Source organism: Variovorax sp. LG9.2 (assembly GCF_035018885.1).
Taxonomy (GTDB): Bacteria; Pseudomonadota; Gammaproteobacteria; order Burkholderiales; family Burkholderiaceae_C; genus Variovorax.
The window spans coordinates 1-15,658 of sequence record NZ_JASJXB010000019.1 but is presented as its reverse complement, the minus strand read 5'-3'; the positions used below and the strand labels follow the sequence as shown (position 1 = coordinate 15,658).

Annotated in this window: 17 protein-coding genes; 6 read left to right on the top strand and 11 right to left on the bottom strand. The window is 62.0% G+C overall.

Features of this window, described 5'->3' with window-relative positions:
* Window positions 1-750, bottom strand: coding sequence for an SDR family oxidoreductase (locus QN413_RS18245; protein ID WP_323497989.1), 750 nt, complete (start codon window positions 748-750; stop codon window positions 1-3).
* Window positions 747-2,048, bottom strand: coding sequence for a sugar ABC transporter substrate-binding protein (locus tag QN413_RS18240; RefSeq protein ID WP_323497988.1), 1,302 nt, complete (start codon window positions 2,046-2,048; stop codon window positions 747-749). Before QN413_RS18240 ends, QN413_RS18245 begins: the two co-directional genes overlap by 4 nt.
* Window positions 2,049-2,241: 193 nt before the next feature.
* Between QN413_RS18240 and QN413_RS18235 the strand changes: the two genes are divergently transcribed.
* Entirely contained in the window at window positions 2,242-3,264 is a 1,023-nt protein-coding gene (locus QN413_RS18235) for a LacI family DNA-binding transcriptional regulator (protein WP_323497987.1), read from the top strand.
* Window positions 3,265-3,279: 15 nt separating this feature from the next.
* On the opposite strand, the gene QN413_RS18230 is transcribed toward QN413_RS18235, so the two are convergent.
* The 4 genes from QN413_RS18230 to QN413_RS18215 all read right to left on the bottom strand — a co-directional run bounded on the left by QN413_RS18230 (window position 3,280) and on the right by QN413_RS18215 (window position 6,932).
* Window positions 3,280-4,248 carry a tripartite tricarboxylate transporter substrate binding protein gene (locus QN413_RS18230; protein WP_323497986.1) on the bottom strand — a complete coding sequence of 323 codons (969 nt, stop codon included), beginning with the start codon at window positions 4,246-4,248 and terminating at the stop codon, window positions 3,280-3,282.
* A gap of 58 nt (window positions 4,249-4,306) precedes the next feature.
* Window positions 4,307-5,083 carry a sulfite exporter TauE/SafE family protein gene (locus QN413_RS18225; RefSeq protein WP_323497985.1) on the bottom strand — a complete coding sequence of 259 codons (777 nt, stop codon included), beginning with the start codon at window positions 5,081-5,083 and terminating at the stop codon, window positions 4,307-4,309.
* Between the two features lie 21 nt (window positions 5,084-5,104).
* Complete coding sequence (locus tag QN413_RS18220; RefSeq protein ID WP_323497984.1) at window positions 5,105-6,349, bottom strand: D-alanyl-D-alanine carboxypeptidase family protein; 1,245 nt, start codon at window positions 6,347-6,349, stop codon at window positions 5,105-5,107.
* Between the two features lie 100 nt (window positions 6,350-6,449).
* Window positions 6,450-6,932 carry an Lrp/AsnC family transcriptional regulator gene (locus QN413_RS18215; RefSeq protein WP_323497983.1) on the bottom strand — a complete coding sequence of 161 codons (483 nt, stop codon included), beginning with the start codon at window positions 6,930-6,932 and terminating at the stop codon, window positions 6,450-6,452.
* Between the two features lie 118 nt (window positions 6,933-7,050).
* Here QN413_RS18215 and hppD point away from each other — a divergent pair, with 118 nt between their 5' ends.
* The 4 genes from hppD to QN413_RS18195 all read left to right on the top strand — a co-directional run bounded on the left by hppD (window position 7,051) and on the right by QN413_RS18195 (window position 10,582).
* Window positions 7,051-8,139, top strand: a complete 1,089-nt coding sequence (gene hppD / locus QN413_RS18210) for a 4-hydroxyphenylpyruvate dioxygenase (protein WP_323497982.1) — start codon at window positions 7,051-7,053, stop codon at window positions 8,137-8,139.
* 11 nt (window positions 8,140-8,150) lie between these two features.
* Window positions 8,151-9,059: a phenylalanine 4-monooxygenase gene (phhA, locus tag QN413_RS18205; RefSeq protein WP_323497980.1), complete on the top strand. Its 909-nt coding sequence runs from the start codon at window positions 8,151-8,153 to the stop codon at window positions 9,057-9,059.
* A 253-nt stretch (window positions 9,060-9,312) separates the two neighbouring features.
* Complete coding sequence (locus tag QN413_RS18200; protein WP_323497979.1) at window positions 9,313-9,795, top strand: GreA/GreB family elongation factor; 483 nt, start codon at window positions 9,313-9,315, stop codon at window positions 9,793-9,795.
* Between the two features lie 364 nt (window positions 9,796-10,159).
* The gene (locus QN413_RS18195; RefSeq protein WP_323497978.1) at window positions 10,160-10,582 is read left to right on the top strand and encodes a DUF4279 domain-containing protein; all 423 of its coding nucleotides are present in this window, start codon (window positions 10,160-10,162) and stop codon (window positions 10,580-10,582) included.
* Window positions 10,583-10,637: 55 nt separating this feature from the next.
* On the opposite strand, the gene QN413_RS18190 is transcribed toward QN413_RS18195, so the two are convergent.
* From QN413_RS18190 to QN413_RS18180, 3 genes are all read right to left on the bottom strand, one after another.
* Entirely contained in the window at window positions 10,638-10,871 is a 234-nt protein-coding gene (locus QN413_RS18190) for a hypothetical protein (protein WP_323497977.1), read from the bottom strand.
* 91 nt (window positions 10,872-10,962) lie between these two features.
* Window positions 10,963-11,361, bottom strand: a complete 399-nt coding sequence (locus QN413_RS18185) for a hypothetical protein (RefSeq protein ID WP_323497976.1) — start codon at window positions 11,359-11,361, stop codon at window positions 10,963-10,965.
* Between the two features lie 64 nt (window positions 11,362-11,425).
* Entirely contained in the window at window positions 11,426-11,896 is a 471-nt protein-coding gene (locus QN413_RS18180; RefSeq protein WP_323497975.1) for a hypothetical protein, read from the bottom strand.
* 134 nt (window positions 11,897-12,030) lie between these two features.
* On the opposite strand from QN413_RS18180, the gene QN413_RS18175 reads away from it, so the two are divergent.
* On the top strand, window positions 12,031-12,387 hold the full coding sequence (locus QN413_RS18175; protein ID WP_323497974.1) for a hypothetical protein: 357 nt from the start codon (window positions 12,031-12,033) through the stop codon (window positions 12,385-12,387).
* A 600-nt stretch (window positions 12,388-12,987) separates the two neighbouring features.
* Here QN413_RS18175 and QN413_RS18170 read toward each other — a convergent pair.
* Both QN413_RS18170 and QN413_RS18165 read right to left on the bottom strand, forming a co-directional pair.
* Window positions 12,988-14,733 (bottom strand): hypothetical protein, encoded by a 1,746-nt coding sequence (locus QN413_RS18170; protein ID WP_323497973.1) that lies wholly within the window; start codon window positions 14,731-14,733, stop codon window positions 12,988-12,990.
* A 12-nt stretch (window positions 14,734-14,745) separates the two neighbouring features.
* A complete protein-coding gene (locus QN413_RS18165; protein ID WP_323497972.1) occupies window positions 14,746-15,561 on the bottom strand; it encodes a CbbQ/NirQ/NorQ/GpvN family protein in 816 nt (271 codons plus the stop codon).
* Between the last annotated feature and the right edge of the window lie 97 nt (window positions 15,562-15,658).

The window sequence follows — 15,658 nt, the reverse complement described above, 5'->3', positions numbered from 1 at the left end:
TCAGCCGGCGAGGAATCCGCCATCGACCGCCAGCACGGTGCCGGTGATGTACTGCGCGGGCTTCGACGCCAGAAACACCACGCTGCCGGCGATGTCGTCGGGCTGCGCCCAACGCCCTTGCGGTATACGAGAGCGGATACGTTCGTAGTGCGCGAGATCCTGCCGGCCCTCGGCGTTGATGGCCGTCTCGACATAGCCCGGCGCGACCGCGTTGACGCGCACGCCTTCGGCGGCCCAGGCCAGCGCCAGCGATTTGGTGAGCATCACCACCCCGCCCTTGCTCGCGCAGTAAGCCGGAATCGCCGGCAACGCGACGAATGCGTTCATCGACGCGATGTTGACGATGCAGCCGCCCTGTGCAGCCAGCAGCGGCTTGCAGGCGTTGCAAAGCCGGAAGGTGCCAGTGAGGTTGACATCCAGCACACGCTGGAAAGTCGCGACATCGAATTCCTTAAAGCGCGCCAGGATGCCGGCGCAATTGACCAGCGCATGCAGCGTGCCGAGTTCACCGACGAACTCCGCCACCTGGGCATCGCTCGTGACATCGAGCGTCGCCAGGCGCAAGCCTTTGTGTGGCTGCAGGCTGGTGCCGGCCAATGCCGCCGCGTCGACTCCGGTCGCAACGACCTCGCTTCCGGCTTCAAGAAAAGCCCTGACGATGGCAGCGCCGATGTCCCCGACACCACCCACCACCAATACGCGCTGGTCCGACGGAAACGGGCGTGGCGTCACCAAGACTTCTCCGCTCATTCTTTGGCGATCAACGCGTCGAGTTGCTTGTCAGCATCGGCACACGCTTCGGCAACGGTCTTCTGGCCGAGGATCACTTCGTCGACAGCCTGGCCCACGAACTCGCGTGACGCCGGGTTGGCGGTGATCGGGTAGCCGACTTCCGAAATGCCGGTCTTGCCCAGTTCGGTGACGGCGTTGGCCCATTCGCGTCGCACCGGCTGCTCGTCGATCCAGCGCTTGTAGTCGGGTCCGTTGGCCACTGCGGCACGTGGCGGCGCAACGCCGTCGAGCGCGAGTTTTTCCTGCACGGCCTTGCTCGTGGCCCACTGCACGAAGTACCAGGCGGCCTCTTTTTTCTTGCTGTGCGCCGATACCGACATGGTCCAGCCGATGACAGTCGGGCGGGAGCCGCCCGGGCCTGCAGGCAGCACGGCAATGCTCGTGTCCTTCAGGCGCGCGTCACCCTGCATCACGCTGCTGAGTTCGTTCGACGATTCGAAGGCCATAGCCGCCTTGCCCTCGCGGTAGAGGCCGGATATTTGATAGAAGCTGTAGTTGACGACGCCCGGCGGGCCATAGTCTTTCAGGAGCTTGGCGTAGAGACCGAGCGAGGCCTGGCCTTCCTTGCTGCACAACTGCGACTTGCCGCCCTTCATGTAGTCGCCACCCATGTTGTGCAGGAAGACGCTGTAGCTGAAAGGCAGCGCGGGTTTGAGTCCACGCGAAACGAAGGGCGTCACATTGGCATCGCAGACCTTCAGCTTGGCCGCGACGCCTTCGAGTTCAGGCAGGCTGGCGGGCAATGCAACACCGCATTTCTGGAACAGATCCTTGCGGTAGTAAAGCACCGGCCCTTCGATGTTGAGCGGCACCCCCATCACGCGGCCGTTGTAGCTCGCGTCCTTGACCAGTCCGGGGCTGATGTCGGCAAAGTCGTAGTCCTTGCTCGACGCGGTCTTCACATAGTCGGTGAGGTCGGCATACCAGCCGGCCTTGGCAAACTGCATGCCCTCGCGCGAAGGCAGCGACATGAAGAGGTCGATCTCGTCGCTGCGCGAGTTCATCACGGTGACCAGGCGCTGGCGCATCTGCTGCTCCTGATAGGCATCGACTTTCAGCGTCATGCCGGTCTGCTTTTCGAAGTCGGCTTTTTGCTTGAGCAGCGCGTTCGCGACCGGGTTGTTGTTGGCCAGGAAGGTCAGCGTCGTGCCTTGGTGCTTCTTCCAGTCGAAGGCCTGTGCCATGGCCGACTGGCTGCATACAGCGAGTGCGGCGAGCGTGATCGGCAATGCAGAACGATGAATATTGAGCGCCATGTCTTGTCTCCGTTGTGGCTGCATTGCAGTCGGCTGCAATGTGCGCTGGTTGATGTAACCGTTTTCATAATTCTGGTTTTCTCGCGTTTCAAAGTCAATCCGAGCCAAAGCAATATGGCCGGTATTTCATAGGTGATTCCCCTGAGTCGTGCACGTGTCTTCGATGTATCAGTTTCATGTAAGCTGTTTCATTATGAAGAGCAAATCGGTTGGCATTCGCGACGTCGCTGCACATGCAGGGGTCTCGACCGCGTCGATCTCGCGAGCGCTGAACAGCCCTTCTGCCGTCAGTCCGGCGCTGCGCATGAAAGTCGATGCCGCCATCGCCGCGCTGGGCTACATCCCCGATGCGGCGGCACGTGCGCTTTCCTCGCGCCGCACCCGCACCATCGGCGCCATCGTCCCGACCGTGGACAACGCAATGTTTGCGCGGGGAATCGAGGCGCTGCAGCAGTACCTGTCATTGCAGGGCTATCTATTGCTGCTGTCGACCAGTGGCTACGACCCCGAGACGGAGTTTCGGCAGGCGCAAAACATGGTGAGCCGCGGCATCGACGGATTGATCCTCCGCGGCGACGTGCACACGGACGGGCTGCGCCGCTTGCTGGAGAGCCAGCGCATGCCGTTCGTGAATGTCGGCGTCTACCAGCCTGAAAAGCCTTACGCGTCGATCGGCGCCAACAACGAAGATGCCGCGTGGCGTGCGACCGGGCATTTGCTCGACCTGGGACACACACGCATCGCCATGGTCGCGGCAATGTCGGCACACAACGACCGAGCCTCCGCACGCGTGACCGGCGTGCGCCGGGCGCTGTCGGAGCGTGGCCTCGCGCTGCCGGACAACTGGTACTACGAAGTGCACTACCGGCTCGACGACGCGCGGCAGGCAGCCCGCGCGTTGCTCGCGCAGCCCGAGCGCCCGACGGCTGTCATCTGCGGCAACGACGTGCTGGCCTACGGCGTGTTGCTCGAGGTCGAACGCCACGACCTGCATGTGCCGCGGGACATCTCCGTGATGGGATTCGACGACCTCGAATGGAGCCGCCATCTGCGCCCCAGCCTCACCACGATGCACCTGCCCACTGATGAGGTTTGGAGCCGGGCCGGCGAGTACCTCGTCAATGTCCTGGCAGGCCGACCCGCACTGCTTCATCACGAAGTCGATGCCTCTCTGGTCGTGCGCGAATCGACCGCTGCGCCGCGGCCGAATGCCTGACAGGCCTCGATGAACCTACTGCTCGATCTTTGCCGACTGCACGATCTTGCGAAACTTCTCGCGCTCGCTCCGCACGAAACCTTCGAACTCGGCTGTTGGCATACCGCTCGGAAGTGCGCCCTGGCGCAGCAACGTGTCCCGCACTTCCGGCATCGCAAGGACCGCTGCCACGTCACGCTGGATTTGCTGCACGACGGGCGCTGGCGTTTTCGCGGGCACGAACACACCGAACCACTGGATCAACTCGAATTTCTCCAGACTGGGCGTGAGCGAAATCGGCGGAATACTCGGCGCGGCTTCGACCACTGCTTTCGATGACACGCCAAGAGCCCGCAATTTGCCGGCTTCGATCTGCTGCAGTGCCGTCGGCAGCCCGGCAAAACCGATGTCGACCTGGCCGCTCAATAGATCAGTCATGGCTTGCGCCACGCCCTTGAACGGCACATGCAGCAACGAGACGCCTGCCAGCTGCTCGACCAGCACCCCCCCCAGATGCTGGGGCGTGCCCGAGCCCGACGACGCGTAGCTCACGGCGCCGGGATGCTGCCTTGCATAGGCCAGCAGCCCCGCCATGTCGGTATACGGTTTGGACGGCTGTGTGACCAGCGCGAACGGCAGACGCACAAGCAGCGTCACCGGCTGCAGATCCTTGTCAGGGGCGTAGGGCATCTTCTTCATGAAGTGCTCGTTGATCACCACTTCGGCCGTGGCCGACATCAGGATCGTCGTGCCGTCAGGCGTGGCTCTGGCCACCGCATTTGCCCCGATCGTGCCGCTTGCACCTGCCCTGTTGTCGACGACCACCGGTTGCTTCCAGCGCAAGGCAAGCTGCTGGGACACAAGACGCGCCACCGGGTCGACACCACCCCCCGCGAGGTAGGGAACGATCACTGTCACGGGCTTGGACGGCCATGGCTGTGATGCCGCCGGCAAGCTGCAGGACATCAATGCCGTCGCTGCAAACAGGGTCAGAAAATGCTTCATCGGGTGGTCTCCATTTTGTTGTCAAAGGCTCGGCGATTTGGACCTCGCCGTTCATCGTTCATGTCAGCAACGCCTTCGACGCGGTCGCAACGAGTATCCCGCCCGCCAGCAGCAGCAATGCCGCAACGGCATACCGCAGCACCACCGGCGATGCCTTTGACGGGAAACGATGATTCAGCCGGGTGACACCGTAGACGACCGGCATGGCGCACAGGCTAAGCAAGCCGGCCCGCGCGGAGAATTGCCCGCTTGCGCCAATGAGCACCAGACGTGCTGCTGCGTTGGCCGCAAACGCCAGCAACAGGCAATTGCGCACCACCTGCGCGGCGAGCGGCTGACGGTACAGGTGATAGACCAACGGCGGTCCCGAGCTTGAGAACAGCCCACCCAGGATTCCGGACAGCACGCCGACCATCACGAAGCTGCGTGGGTTCGACATCGTGCTGCGTGACTTGGTCTGGAGCAACAACATCGCGGCACACGCCACGATGCAGACACCCAGCAAACCACGCAGCCAGTGCAAAGAGGTGCTGCCCAGCAAATCGAGGAGCGCCACACCGAGGGCGACCCCGATCAAACTGCTCAACAGCACCGGACGCATCAGGCGCCACGGCGGCCGCACGCGATGCAGCCGGAAATAGCTCCAAGCGTTGACCAACGTGAGGAGCATCGCCGCGTTTGCTGCATCGGCGATCGGAACCACGTGGAGCATGGCGACCAGGCCCAACAGAATCAAGCCGAACGCGAAGCCGGTCAGGTTTTGTGCGTAAGTCGACACCGCGACGCACGCCATGAACAGTCCATAGGCGGCGATGCCTGCGCCGAAGACCGTCATTGGGACAGCCGGCGGATAAATCTACTTGCCAAACAATCCGGTCACGCGCTGCCATGAGCGCAGCATCAGGCCCGCGCGTTCCACATCGGCCTGCGCGACCAGCGGGGTTTCTCCGACCTGTTTGCCATTCGAGCTCGCAACCACCTTGCCGATCACCGCGCCCTTGGTCACTGGCGCCTCCAGCCCAGGTTTGATCTGCACTGCGGTCTGCACCTTTTGACCGCGCGGCACGGTCACTGTCCATGGTGACCCCAGAACCGCGGGGACCGTGTCGGCCTTGCCGAAGTTGACTTTGGCAGCTGTCACCGCCGTGTTGGGCTGGATGGGCGTGGCCTGCTCGAAGTTGGCGAAGCCCCATCCGAGCAGCGAGCGCGTCTCGTCTGCACGTGCCTTTGCGCCGTTGGTGTTGAGGATCACCGTGATCAGACGCATCCCGTTGCGCTTGGACGACGTGACAAGACAGTAGCCCGCTTCCTCGGTGTGGCCGGTCTTCAGTCCGTCGACCGTGGGATCGGTGTAGAGCAGCGCGTTGCGGTTCCCCTGCTTGATGTTGTTGTACTTGAACTCACGCTCCGCATAGATCGGATAGAAGTCGGCACTGTCGCGGATGATGGCGCGCGCCAGGATGGCGAGGTCGCGCGCAGACGACTTGTGCTCCGGAGCGGGCAGGCCCGTCGCGTTCACGAAATGCGTGTGCGTCATACCGAGGCGCTGGGCTTCGGCGTTCATGAGCTTGGCGAAGTTCTCCTCGGAGCCGGCCATGTGTTCGGCGATCGCCTTGGACGCGTCGTTGCCCGACTGGACGATGATGCCGCGCAGGATGTCGATCACCGTGGCCTGGCTGTTGAGCGGCAGGTACATGCACGACTCGGTGCTCGATCCGCGGCACCAGGCGTACTCACTGACCGAAACGAGGTCTTCCTTCTTGAGCTTGCCCGATCGAAGCGCCTGCTCGACCAGGAAGCTGGTCATCATCTTGGTCAGTGACGCCGGCGGCAGCGCTTCATCGGGGTTGTCAGAAGCAAGCACCTCGCCGGAGTCGAAGTCCATCAGCAGCCACGCCTTGGCGGGCAGCGCCGGTGGGCCGCCGGCCGTACTGGCCTGCGCGGCGACTGGCGCCGCCGCAGGTTTGGTGGTCGCCTGCTTCTTGGCAGCTGCCGGCTTGGCGGCGTGATCCGAGGCCGCGAAGGACGCCGAGTACGGTAAGACGACGCCTGAGGCGATCGCGACAACGATGGAAAGAGCGGAAAGGCGCATTGTTTGCATGAGTCAGGGGCTTAACGAAATTTGTGGTGAATCGGAGCGGTGGTTTCGATCAGCCTGCATTTTCAGGCCTTGGAATCCACGACAGCGGCATTGCCGCTGCTTAAAAAGGTAACGCCGTGGTTCGTTTGACCGTGTCGAGCACGAAGCTCGTCTTGCAGTCCTGAACACTCGGATGCTTGAGCAATGTCTCCATCACGAAGCGCGAGTAGTGCGCCATGTCGCTCACCATAACGCGAAGCAGGTAGTCCATGTCACCCGTCAGCGAACTGCATTCGACCACTTCGGGCCAGGCTTGCACGGACGCGCGAAATGCATCCATCGGGCTGCGCTTGTGCACCGCGGAGTGCTTTTCCAGTCGGACGTTGATGTAGGCCGTGAGTGCAAGCCCCACGCCCTCAGGATCGAGCAGGGCGACATAGCCCGTGATGACCTTCGATTCCTCGAGGCGCTTCACCCGCCGAAGCGTGGCGGAAGGCGACAGGTTGACGACCTGTGCGATCTCGTCGTAGGTGGCTCGGCCGCTGGCCTGAAGCACGCGAAGGACGCGCAGGTCGATTTGATCGAGTTCGATTGGTGCAGACATCAGCGGTATGTTGCAGGATTCCTGCGTCAATGCGCAAGCGCAGCGTGAACTTGCAGGAAAACTGCTTGCCTCATCCTTAGGATCGAATGATCACAAACCACCCACTGATGGAGACGGCATGAGCACCGACCTTTTCGACAACCCCATGGGACTGCAAGGCTTCGAGTTCGTCGAGTTCGCCGCGCCCGAGGCCAACACGCTCGAACCGTTCTTCGAAAAGCTCGGCTTCTCGCTGGTAGCAAAGCACCGCTCGAAGGACGTGGTGCTCTACCGGCAGGGCGATATCAACTTCATCGTGAACCGCGAGCCGAACAGCCCGGCTGCGTACTTCGCCGCCGAGCACGGCCCGTCTGCCTGCGGCCTGGCATTTCGCGTCAAGGACTCGCACAAGGCTTATGCCCGTGCGCTCGAACTCGGCGCGCAGCCCATCGAGATTGCCACGGGTCCGATGGAGCTGCGCTTGCCTGCGATCAAAGGTATTGGTGGCGCACCGCTGTACTTGATCGACCGCTTCGAAGATGGCAAGTCGATCTACGACATCGACTTTGAATTCATCGAAGGCGTCGAACGCCATCCCGTCGGGCACGGGCTCAAGGTGATCGATCACCTGACGCACAACGTGTATCGCGGCCGCATGACCTTCTGGGCCAACTTCTACGAAAAGATTTTCAACTTCCGCGAGATCCGCTACTTCGACATCCAGGGTGAGTACACAGGCCTCACCTCGAAGGCGCTGACGGCGCCCGACGGCAAGATCCGCATCCCGCTGAATGAGGAATCGTCCAAAGGCTCGGGCCAGATCGAAGAGTATTTGATGAAGTTCAACGGCGAAGGCATCCAGCACATCGCGCTGCTGAGCGACAACCTCGTCGACACGATCGACCAGCTCGGCCTTGCCGGCGTGCCGCTGATGACCGCGCCGAACGACGTCTACTACGAGATGCTGGAGACGCGCTTGCCCGGCCACGGTGAGCCGATCTCGGAGCTGCAGGCGCGCGGCATCCTGCTGGACGGCACGACCGAGGGCGGGACCCCGCGCCTGCTGTTGCAGATCTTCTCGCAGACGGCCTTCGGTGGCCCGGTGTTCTTCGAGTTCATCCAGCGCAAGGGTGACTACAGCGACGGTTTCGGTGAAGGCAATTTCAAGGCGCTGTTCCAGTCGATCGAGCGGGATCAGGTTCGACGCGGCGTGCTGCAAACGGCCTGAAGGTGGCGTCCGTGCCTTGCCTCGATACCGCCGCAGTTCAGAGCGCCAAGCATGGTCTGGCGGCCGGCGATGCGGGCCAGCCCCGGCGCGCCGATTGGACCATCGACCAGGGCTGGGAAGCCTATACCGCTGCCGAGCATGGCGTCTGGAAGACCCTGTTCGAACGCCAGTCGAAACTGCTGCCGGGCCGTGCGTGCGACGAGTTCGTCGAAGGCATGCGCAATCTGCCCATTGGGGCGGATGAGATTCCGGATTTCCGGCGCCTCAGCGACGTGCTGATGAAGAAGACAGGCTGGCAGGTGGTCGCGGTGCCGGGCCTGGTACCTGACGAGGTGTTCTTCGAACATCTGGCGCATCGACGATTTCCGGCGGGTCATTTCATCCGCAAGCCGCACGAACTGGATTACCTGGAAGAGCCCGACGTGTTCCACGACGTGTTCGGCCACGTGCCCATGCTGATGAACCCGGCCATAGCGGACTACATCCAGGCTTATGGCGAAGGCGGATTGCGCGCGCAAAAGCTCGGCGTGCTCGACAAGCTCGCGCGCGTCTACTGGTACACGGTGGAGTTCGGCCTGCTGAAGCAACCGGACGGGCTGCGCATCTATGGCGCCGGCATCGCGTCGTCATTCACGGAGACGGCTTTTTCGCTCGACGACGCATCGCCCAATCGCATTGCCTTCAATCTGGAAAGGGTGATGCGAACCAACTACCGCATCGACGATTTCCAGGAAAGTTACTTCGTCATAGACAACCTGGAGCAGTTGCTGAAGCTCGCGAAGATCGACTTCGCGCCGCTGTATCAACGCATCGCAGGCCAGCCCGATTTCGATCCGGGCACAGTGCTGGCGAGCGACACCTTGCTCGCACGCGGAACGGGTCGCTACCATGACGATAAGCGTAAAAAGCTCGCTGGCTAAATCGGGGCGATGCGGGCTTTTTGTCTAGTTGAAACCCGCACCACGACATCGCGGTCGGGCTGGTTTCTCCAAAGCGCAGTCGCCATCACTGGATGACCACCGGTCGTGACGCCCGGCCCGCCAGATAAGTGCGATGGTCGGCAGAGGGTCCATAGCTGAAGTTAACCTGCAGCCAACAGAAGCGTCGAAGGCTGGTGGAGCGCTTCATAATCAAGATCTGCCCCCCGCTTGTTCGAGACGCCTACCTTTCATCATGGATAAATTTTTGCTGCAACAGCAGGTGCTGGAACGGCTCGCCGAAGACCTGCTGCAAGCCGAACAGGCAGTGCGGGCGGCCCATGAAACGGCGACCCACGAAGAAAACATCGCCGAAAACAAATACGACACATTGGGACTCGAAGCCGCCTACCTGGCCACCGGCCTAGCTCGGCGCGCCGAAGCCATCCGCCAGGCGATGGCCAATTGGCGCCAATTCCGCCCGCGTCCCTACGACGCCAGCAAAGGCATACAGCTCGGCGCGCTGGTCTGCCTGGTCGATTCCGAGGACAAGCAGCAACAGCTCTTTCTCGGCCCGGATGGGGGCAGCATGAAGTTGGTCAGCGGCGCTCAGCGCGTTCAGGTCCTCAGCAGCGAAGCCCCTTTGGGCAGGGCCATGCTGGGCAAATGCGAGGGTGATGAGGTGTCGATACAGGTCGCTCCAATCCGACAGCAGTTTGAGGTGCTGCGGGTTCGTTAAGCCGCAAGAGCCGCAGGCAAGTTCACGCCGAATTGGCCGAGGTCAGCAAACGTGCAGGCGTCGTGAACGTACCGGCTGGCTGGCAAGGTCAGCAGTACTTTGAAACCGGCCACGGGGTCCGACATGACACTGGCGCATGAACGACCGCTGCGTGGCCAAAGACCGTGAACTCAGGGGGCCGACATCACCGGTAGCAACCGCTGCAAATCCGTCTGCAGACCTGTCGCATTTAAGGACTGCTTCGGGCCCGAAGCAGTCCTAGCTATTGCTCGAAAGCCGACATTCGGACCGTTGTGAAGCAGGGTCCACGGTGATCCGCTTGCCGGGCAAATGAATCGGTTAGGGCCTTCAATAAAATCGCGTGATGCATCCCACCGTTGAATCGTCGTTGGTTTTTACCAGCCGTAGTGTCGAACTCGATTTCGATGCCATATCTCGGACTTTGAAACTCGAAGCGACAGGCACCAGGTCACTGCACAAGATATTAAAGTCAGGCGTGCGGCCACCTTTGCGAAGCTCGGAATGGTGGATTTCAACGGGCTCGGTGGAGGTCGACTCGTTGGACGACAGCTTAGAAAAGCTCTTCTTGCTTCTGGGCAACCCTGAGTCGATCCGGTCGACAAGTGCGGAACTTGAATGTGATGTTTTGGTCATCACGCGCGTCACGAGCGACGATGTTGACGATCGCCCCTTTTACGAGTTGGGGACTATCACGATCGGAAAGCTGACGGCCATTGGAGCTAGATGGGAGCTAGACGTCACCGGCATTTCTCGCACGAAGGGCTAGCACTAGGCTAGTGGGCAACCGTTGCTGAAGTCCGCTTGTGGCCCGATTGGCGACTTCAAGACGCCCACTCAAGCAGGGTCGGAAGTTCTCCGAGCTTATGAGCGTCGGAGACCTTGCGCGATGCCCGGACGAAGAACGTTTGCTGCGTCTTTTTCGTCATCGCGATCTCACCCGTTGCTTTGGTGAGACGCAGTTCGCCAACCTCATCAGGGGACGCAGGATCAAAGAACCGGAATGTAGCGTCGCGCTCGGTATCCGTCAGTTTTTCGACGCGAATGTAAAAAGCCATGTTCGCCCTCTTGCCTGTTAGCGGCGTGCGCCTACTTGTCGAACCAACGTCCGGTGTTGGCCGAAAGTTGGCATACCGCACATAGGCTGAACTACCTCTGCCAACGTTTATTTACAGCGTGCGTAAGCAGAGCAACAGCTAGCCCGCACACAAGAAACCACTGCGCAAATAAGCGTTCCGCATCGAGCAGTAGAAACAACATTCCCGGAAGCACACCCAAAGCCGTGGCGGCACTCCAAGTCGCCCATCCGCATTGGTGAAGAGCGGAGTAAAGAGGTGCCCCCAGTAGGAAAGCAGGGCCGCAGCCTATAACAAAAGCATAAGTGAACGTCAGTGCAGCAGCATTCGGCGTCGACAAAACCGGAGCGTCTGCCACGTAGTTCTGTGTCCCAACAAATGCTGCAGCCGCAAGCGACACGACGAGCAAGGCGACGAGCGCGGCCATCTCCGTTCTTTTGAGAATATTGAAAAAGTTCAAGGCGAAGAACACGTAGTTAGATAGTGGTTGTTGAAAGTCCGGTTGTGGCCGAATCCGGCCGATGTACGTCGAGCCGTCATCTGCGTGTGCACCGTTTTTCAAGAACGACCCCAAGCATCTCTGCTGGGGCAAGCTCTGCTCCAGAGTACTCGGCGCCGAAGTACTTGTTGGGCCAAAAAATAAGATCGGAAACAGCATCATCGCCAGTGTTGGCCTCAATGCATCGTAGCCAATACTCGACGTGGACCGAAAGGCCGCGACCAGCGCAGACGCCTTCAAACAGCTCCAGAAGCTCTTGCTCCGACAAGTCCATTGGTACGGCGTGCCAGTCGATTGAAAATCGTCTTGCAAACTCATCCGCATCAGATGAGCCGAAAGCAGCAAGGACATCTGCTTCGCCGACAACGCGACCAAGCAGTCGGGACATCTGCTTTAACTCCGTCGAGTACGGTTCCCCAGCCTCGTGCAAACGAATGACAGCATCGGTCAACGGCAGTAGTTGCCGGTACTTATCTTGATCTTCGGGGTCGCTCAGTTGGGGGCGCATAGGTATGACTGGTTTTGGCCGACACCGGCGGCGTCGGCCTCCTCTTGAGAGTTGCCGAGCGTGCTACCAGCCCTCAGGCGAACGTTACGGCGTGTTACGTACAATCTATCAGTACAACAAGAAGGAGTCGAGGAGTGATTAAGAAATACACACGTATCGGCAACGTGGCACTCGTGGTCACAGTCGTGAGCTTGGGCATTGTGATGTACGTATCCGCAAACAAGCTCATCTCCGAAGACGCGCGGCTTCCACTTATTGCCGTCTACGTCATTTCGCTTTGGACGATGTTTTGGGCGTACGCCAGGGCCAAGGGGCGGTCAGGCGCTTTGGGCATCGCTTTGCCTTTTTTGAACCTGATTGGGTTGGTAATCCTGCTTTGTCTCAAAGACCTCAGCAATCTGCCGCCAGACTGGGCCTGCGAGAAATGCAAAGGCAAGAACCTGGCTTCGGATTCAACTTGCCGCTACTGCAGCGCTCCGCAGCCAAGCTAGAGCGCCTTCGCAGGTCACAGATGTCAGGCTTTTTGGCGGCCGGAGCGAATGTCTGGTGTTGGTCGCTTGCCGACTCATTCGTCGTTTGCCGCGCTCCGCTGCCGCTGCCATGACTCGGTAGCAGACCGCCTAACCGCGAAGTAGCCGGGTAGCAAATCCGCTACCGCAGCCAAACCCTCGTCCATCTCTAAAACCCGTCCGAGGCTCACCACCATAGCGTCAGCTTCACTGACCTCGACGCCCGGTAGAAATTGCCAGTCCCATCGGCATCCCGATGAGCTTCGAGAATTGGCCTCGTGCCGGCCATGACATCGCGCACCGTAAGGCACGGGGTGGTTGCTGCGCTCTCAAACGGCCATTGCTGCATCTGCTTCCTGATCGGACTCGTTAATTCTGTGACAGGCGCCGGACGTCGGCTCTTGGCCAGATTGCGGACACAGGCCGAGCAACAGTGTAGGTCCGCTTCGCGCCCGCAAAGCGGACATCGAAGGCAGCGTCGTACGGAACCACGGCGACGAGCAGTCGGCAACGCGGCCGACGAGTTGATGGCACCGATCGACAGAATCGAACGTGAGCGGCCATCCGAGCCGCCTTATCGACTCAACCCAACAACCGCCCCAGCACCGAAGGCAACGACTCGGCGTCACCCAACAGCGCGCTCTGCCCTGCCCCGAAGATCCGCCGGCTTGCCGCCGCCCCTTCCGCATCGAGCAACAAACCGAGCGTGCCAATACCCACCAGCCGCGCCGATTGCACCGCATGTCGCGCATCCTCGATCAGGTAATGCGGATCGTGGATGTCGACATCGTGCGGCTCGCCATCGCTCATCACGACGACCAGTCGACGGGAGGCGGGTTGTGCTGTCAGTGCACGCGTCGCGTGGCGCAACGCGGCGCCGAGCCGTGTCGACAGGCCGCTTTGCAAGCTGGCCAGTCGCGCGGCAGTGCCGTCGCTCCACGCCTCATCGAAGTCTTTCACGCGCCAATGGTTGACGCCCTCTCGGCCATCGGAATCGAAGCCCTGAATCGCGAGTGAGCCACCGGTTGTGGCCAACGCGCCGGCGAGCAGTCGGGCCACACGCTGCTGCGTCGTCAACTGAGTGCCGCCCGCCGCATCGCTGCCGTGCGGCCGCGCGCTGGAGGCCGAACTGTCGATCAACAACAGCACGGCGACGCTCTCCGCCGCCTGCGTCGATCGGGTGTGCACCCGAAGCTCATCCGCACTGCCGCTGCGCTGTGCAAGCACCGCACTGACGGCTTCGTCGAGTTCGATGTCGTCGCCGTCGCGCTCACGCCGTCGCAGCACGCGGGAGCGCATCGCAGACTTCTGCAGCAACAGGGTCAATGCGCGCTGCACCGGTGCGTCGTGCTCAAGCGTCGCCACCGCAGATGCCTGCGCGCCGACAGACTCCCCAACCTGCGGATGCCGCTCGTGCACCACGCACCAGTCCGTCCGCAACTTGCCGATCCGACGATCCCATTCCGGATATCGCCACTGCACGGGCGCAGGAGGCGTTGCATCGGCAGGCCCCTCTTGCAGCCGTGCTGCGGCAGACACCGGTTGCGACTGCTCGGGCTGTTCGCCGGCATGGCCTTGCCAGAGCCATCGGTTGTCGTCGCGGTAGCTCGGCCCCGGCCGGTACATGCGCGCGTTGAAGCCCATTCGCATCTGGCCGATATCGTTGCCGAGGGCCGATGCCATCGCACGCAGCGCATCGGGTTGCGACTGCGCCAACACCTCGCCACCATCGTCGAGATAGAAGCGCGCCCTGCCCTTGCGCACCCACGGATGCGGATCGTCGTAGCCGGGATCGACGAGGCCGCGTGCGAGCCGAAGCATCAGCGTTTCGAAGCCGTCGCCGTCTTCCGGCGTTGCGGTGTGCAGCGGCGCCCAGAGTCTCCGCAAGCCGGGTAACTCACGGCATGCCAGCGCTTCGGCCCGCGCGTCTTCGAGCAGGCCGAGCAAGGCCTGCGTGATGGGCGCCGTGCCTTCGCGCACGAACACGCGGCGAGAAAAAACGATGTGTGCTGCAGCGTGCGCGGCGGCTGCGCTGTACCAGCGACGGGCATCGGCCTTGCTCGCGCCGGCGGGTGGCGATGGCAGGTGCAATCCACTCTCTGCAAGAAACGGCGTCTGCCCGCCTTCGATTCCTGCGGGAAGATGCAGCAACGGTGGCGTCACGTTCCAGAGAAGCCGCAGCCAGGCGCCGATGGGAAGCCGCAGCGCATCGAGCTGACCGCTTTGCTCGGTGCTGTCGCTACCCGTGATCGCGCGAGCCGTCGCTACAGACGGGTTCGTGCCCGCTTGAAGGTCCGCTCGCAAGTCCAGGTCAACCACCGCGCTCATCGCAGCAGGCGTTCAGAACGAAGCGTCGACCGCCGCCACCAGCGCATCGCGCAACGCAACGTCGTCGGTGAGCGGCGCCACCAACGCCATACGGCAGGCCGCAGCCGGGCTCGCACCCGCGCGCACGAGCGCAGCGGCGCGCACCAGCATGCGCGTGGAAGCGCCTTCGTCGAGACCATGCCCGGCCAACCTGCGCGAGCGACGTCCGAGTGCGACCAGCGCAGACGCCAGTTCGATCTCGACGCCGCTCTCGCGCATCACGATTTCAGCTTCGTTCTCTGCATCGGGATAGTCGAACTCCAACCCGCAGAAACGTTGCCGCGTCGACGCTTTCATCAAGCCGCTGCCGCCACCCGGGTTGTATGAAACCACTAGCGCGAAGTCGGGATGCGCATGCACGAGTTCGTTGCGCCGTTCCAGCGGGAGCATGCGGCGCGTGTCGGTGAGCGGATGGATGACCACGGCCGTGTCGGCACGCGCTTCGACGATCTCGTCGAGGTAGCACAGCGCGCCGTGACGCGCCGCCAAAGTGAGCGGACCGTCTTGCCAGCGCGTCTCGCCACCATCGAGCAGCCAGCGGCCGACGAGGTCGCCCGCACTGGTGTCGGCATTGCACGCCACGGTGACCAGCGGCCGGCCGAGCCGCCACGCCATGTACTCGATGAAGCGTGTCTTGCCGCAGCCGGTCGGCCCCTTGATCAGCACCGGCAGCCGGCCCGCGTAGGCCGCCTCGAACATCTCGCACTCGTCGCCGATGGCGCGGTAGTAAGGCTCGGTATCGATGCGCCAGGGCTCGAGCACATCTGAACCCGACGGCACCATCGACATCACCGGTGCACGCTGACCGTGTCTTCGTTGGGGATGCCCTCGATCGGCGCTTCCGATGTGCCGACAGTGGTCCGCGTGAACGACTCGACCATCTCGC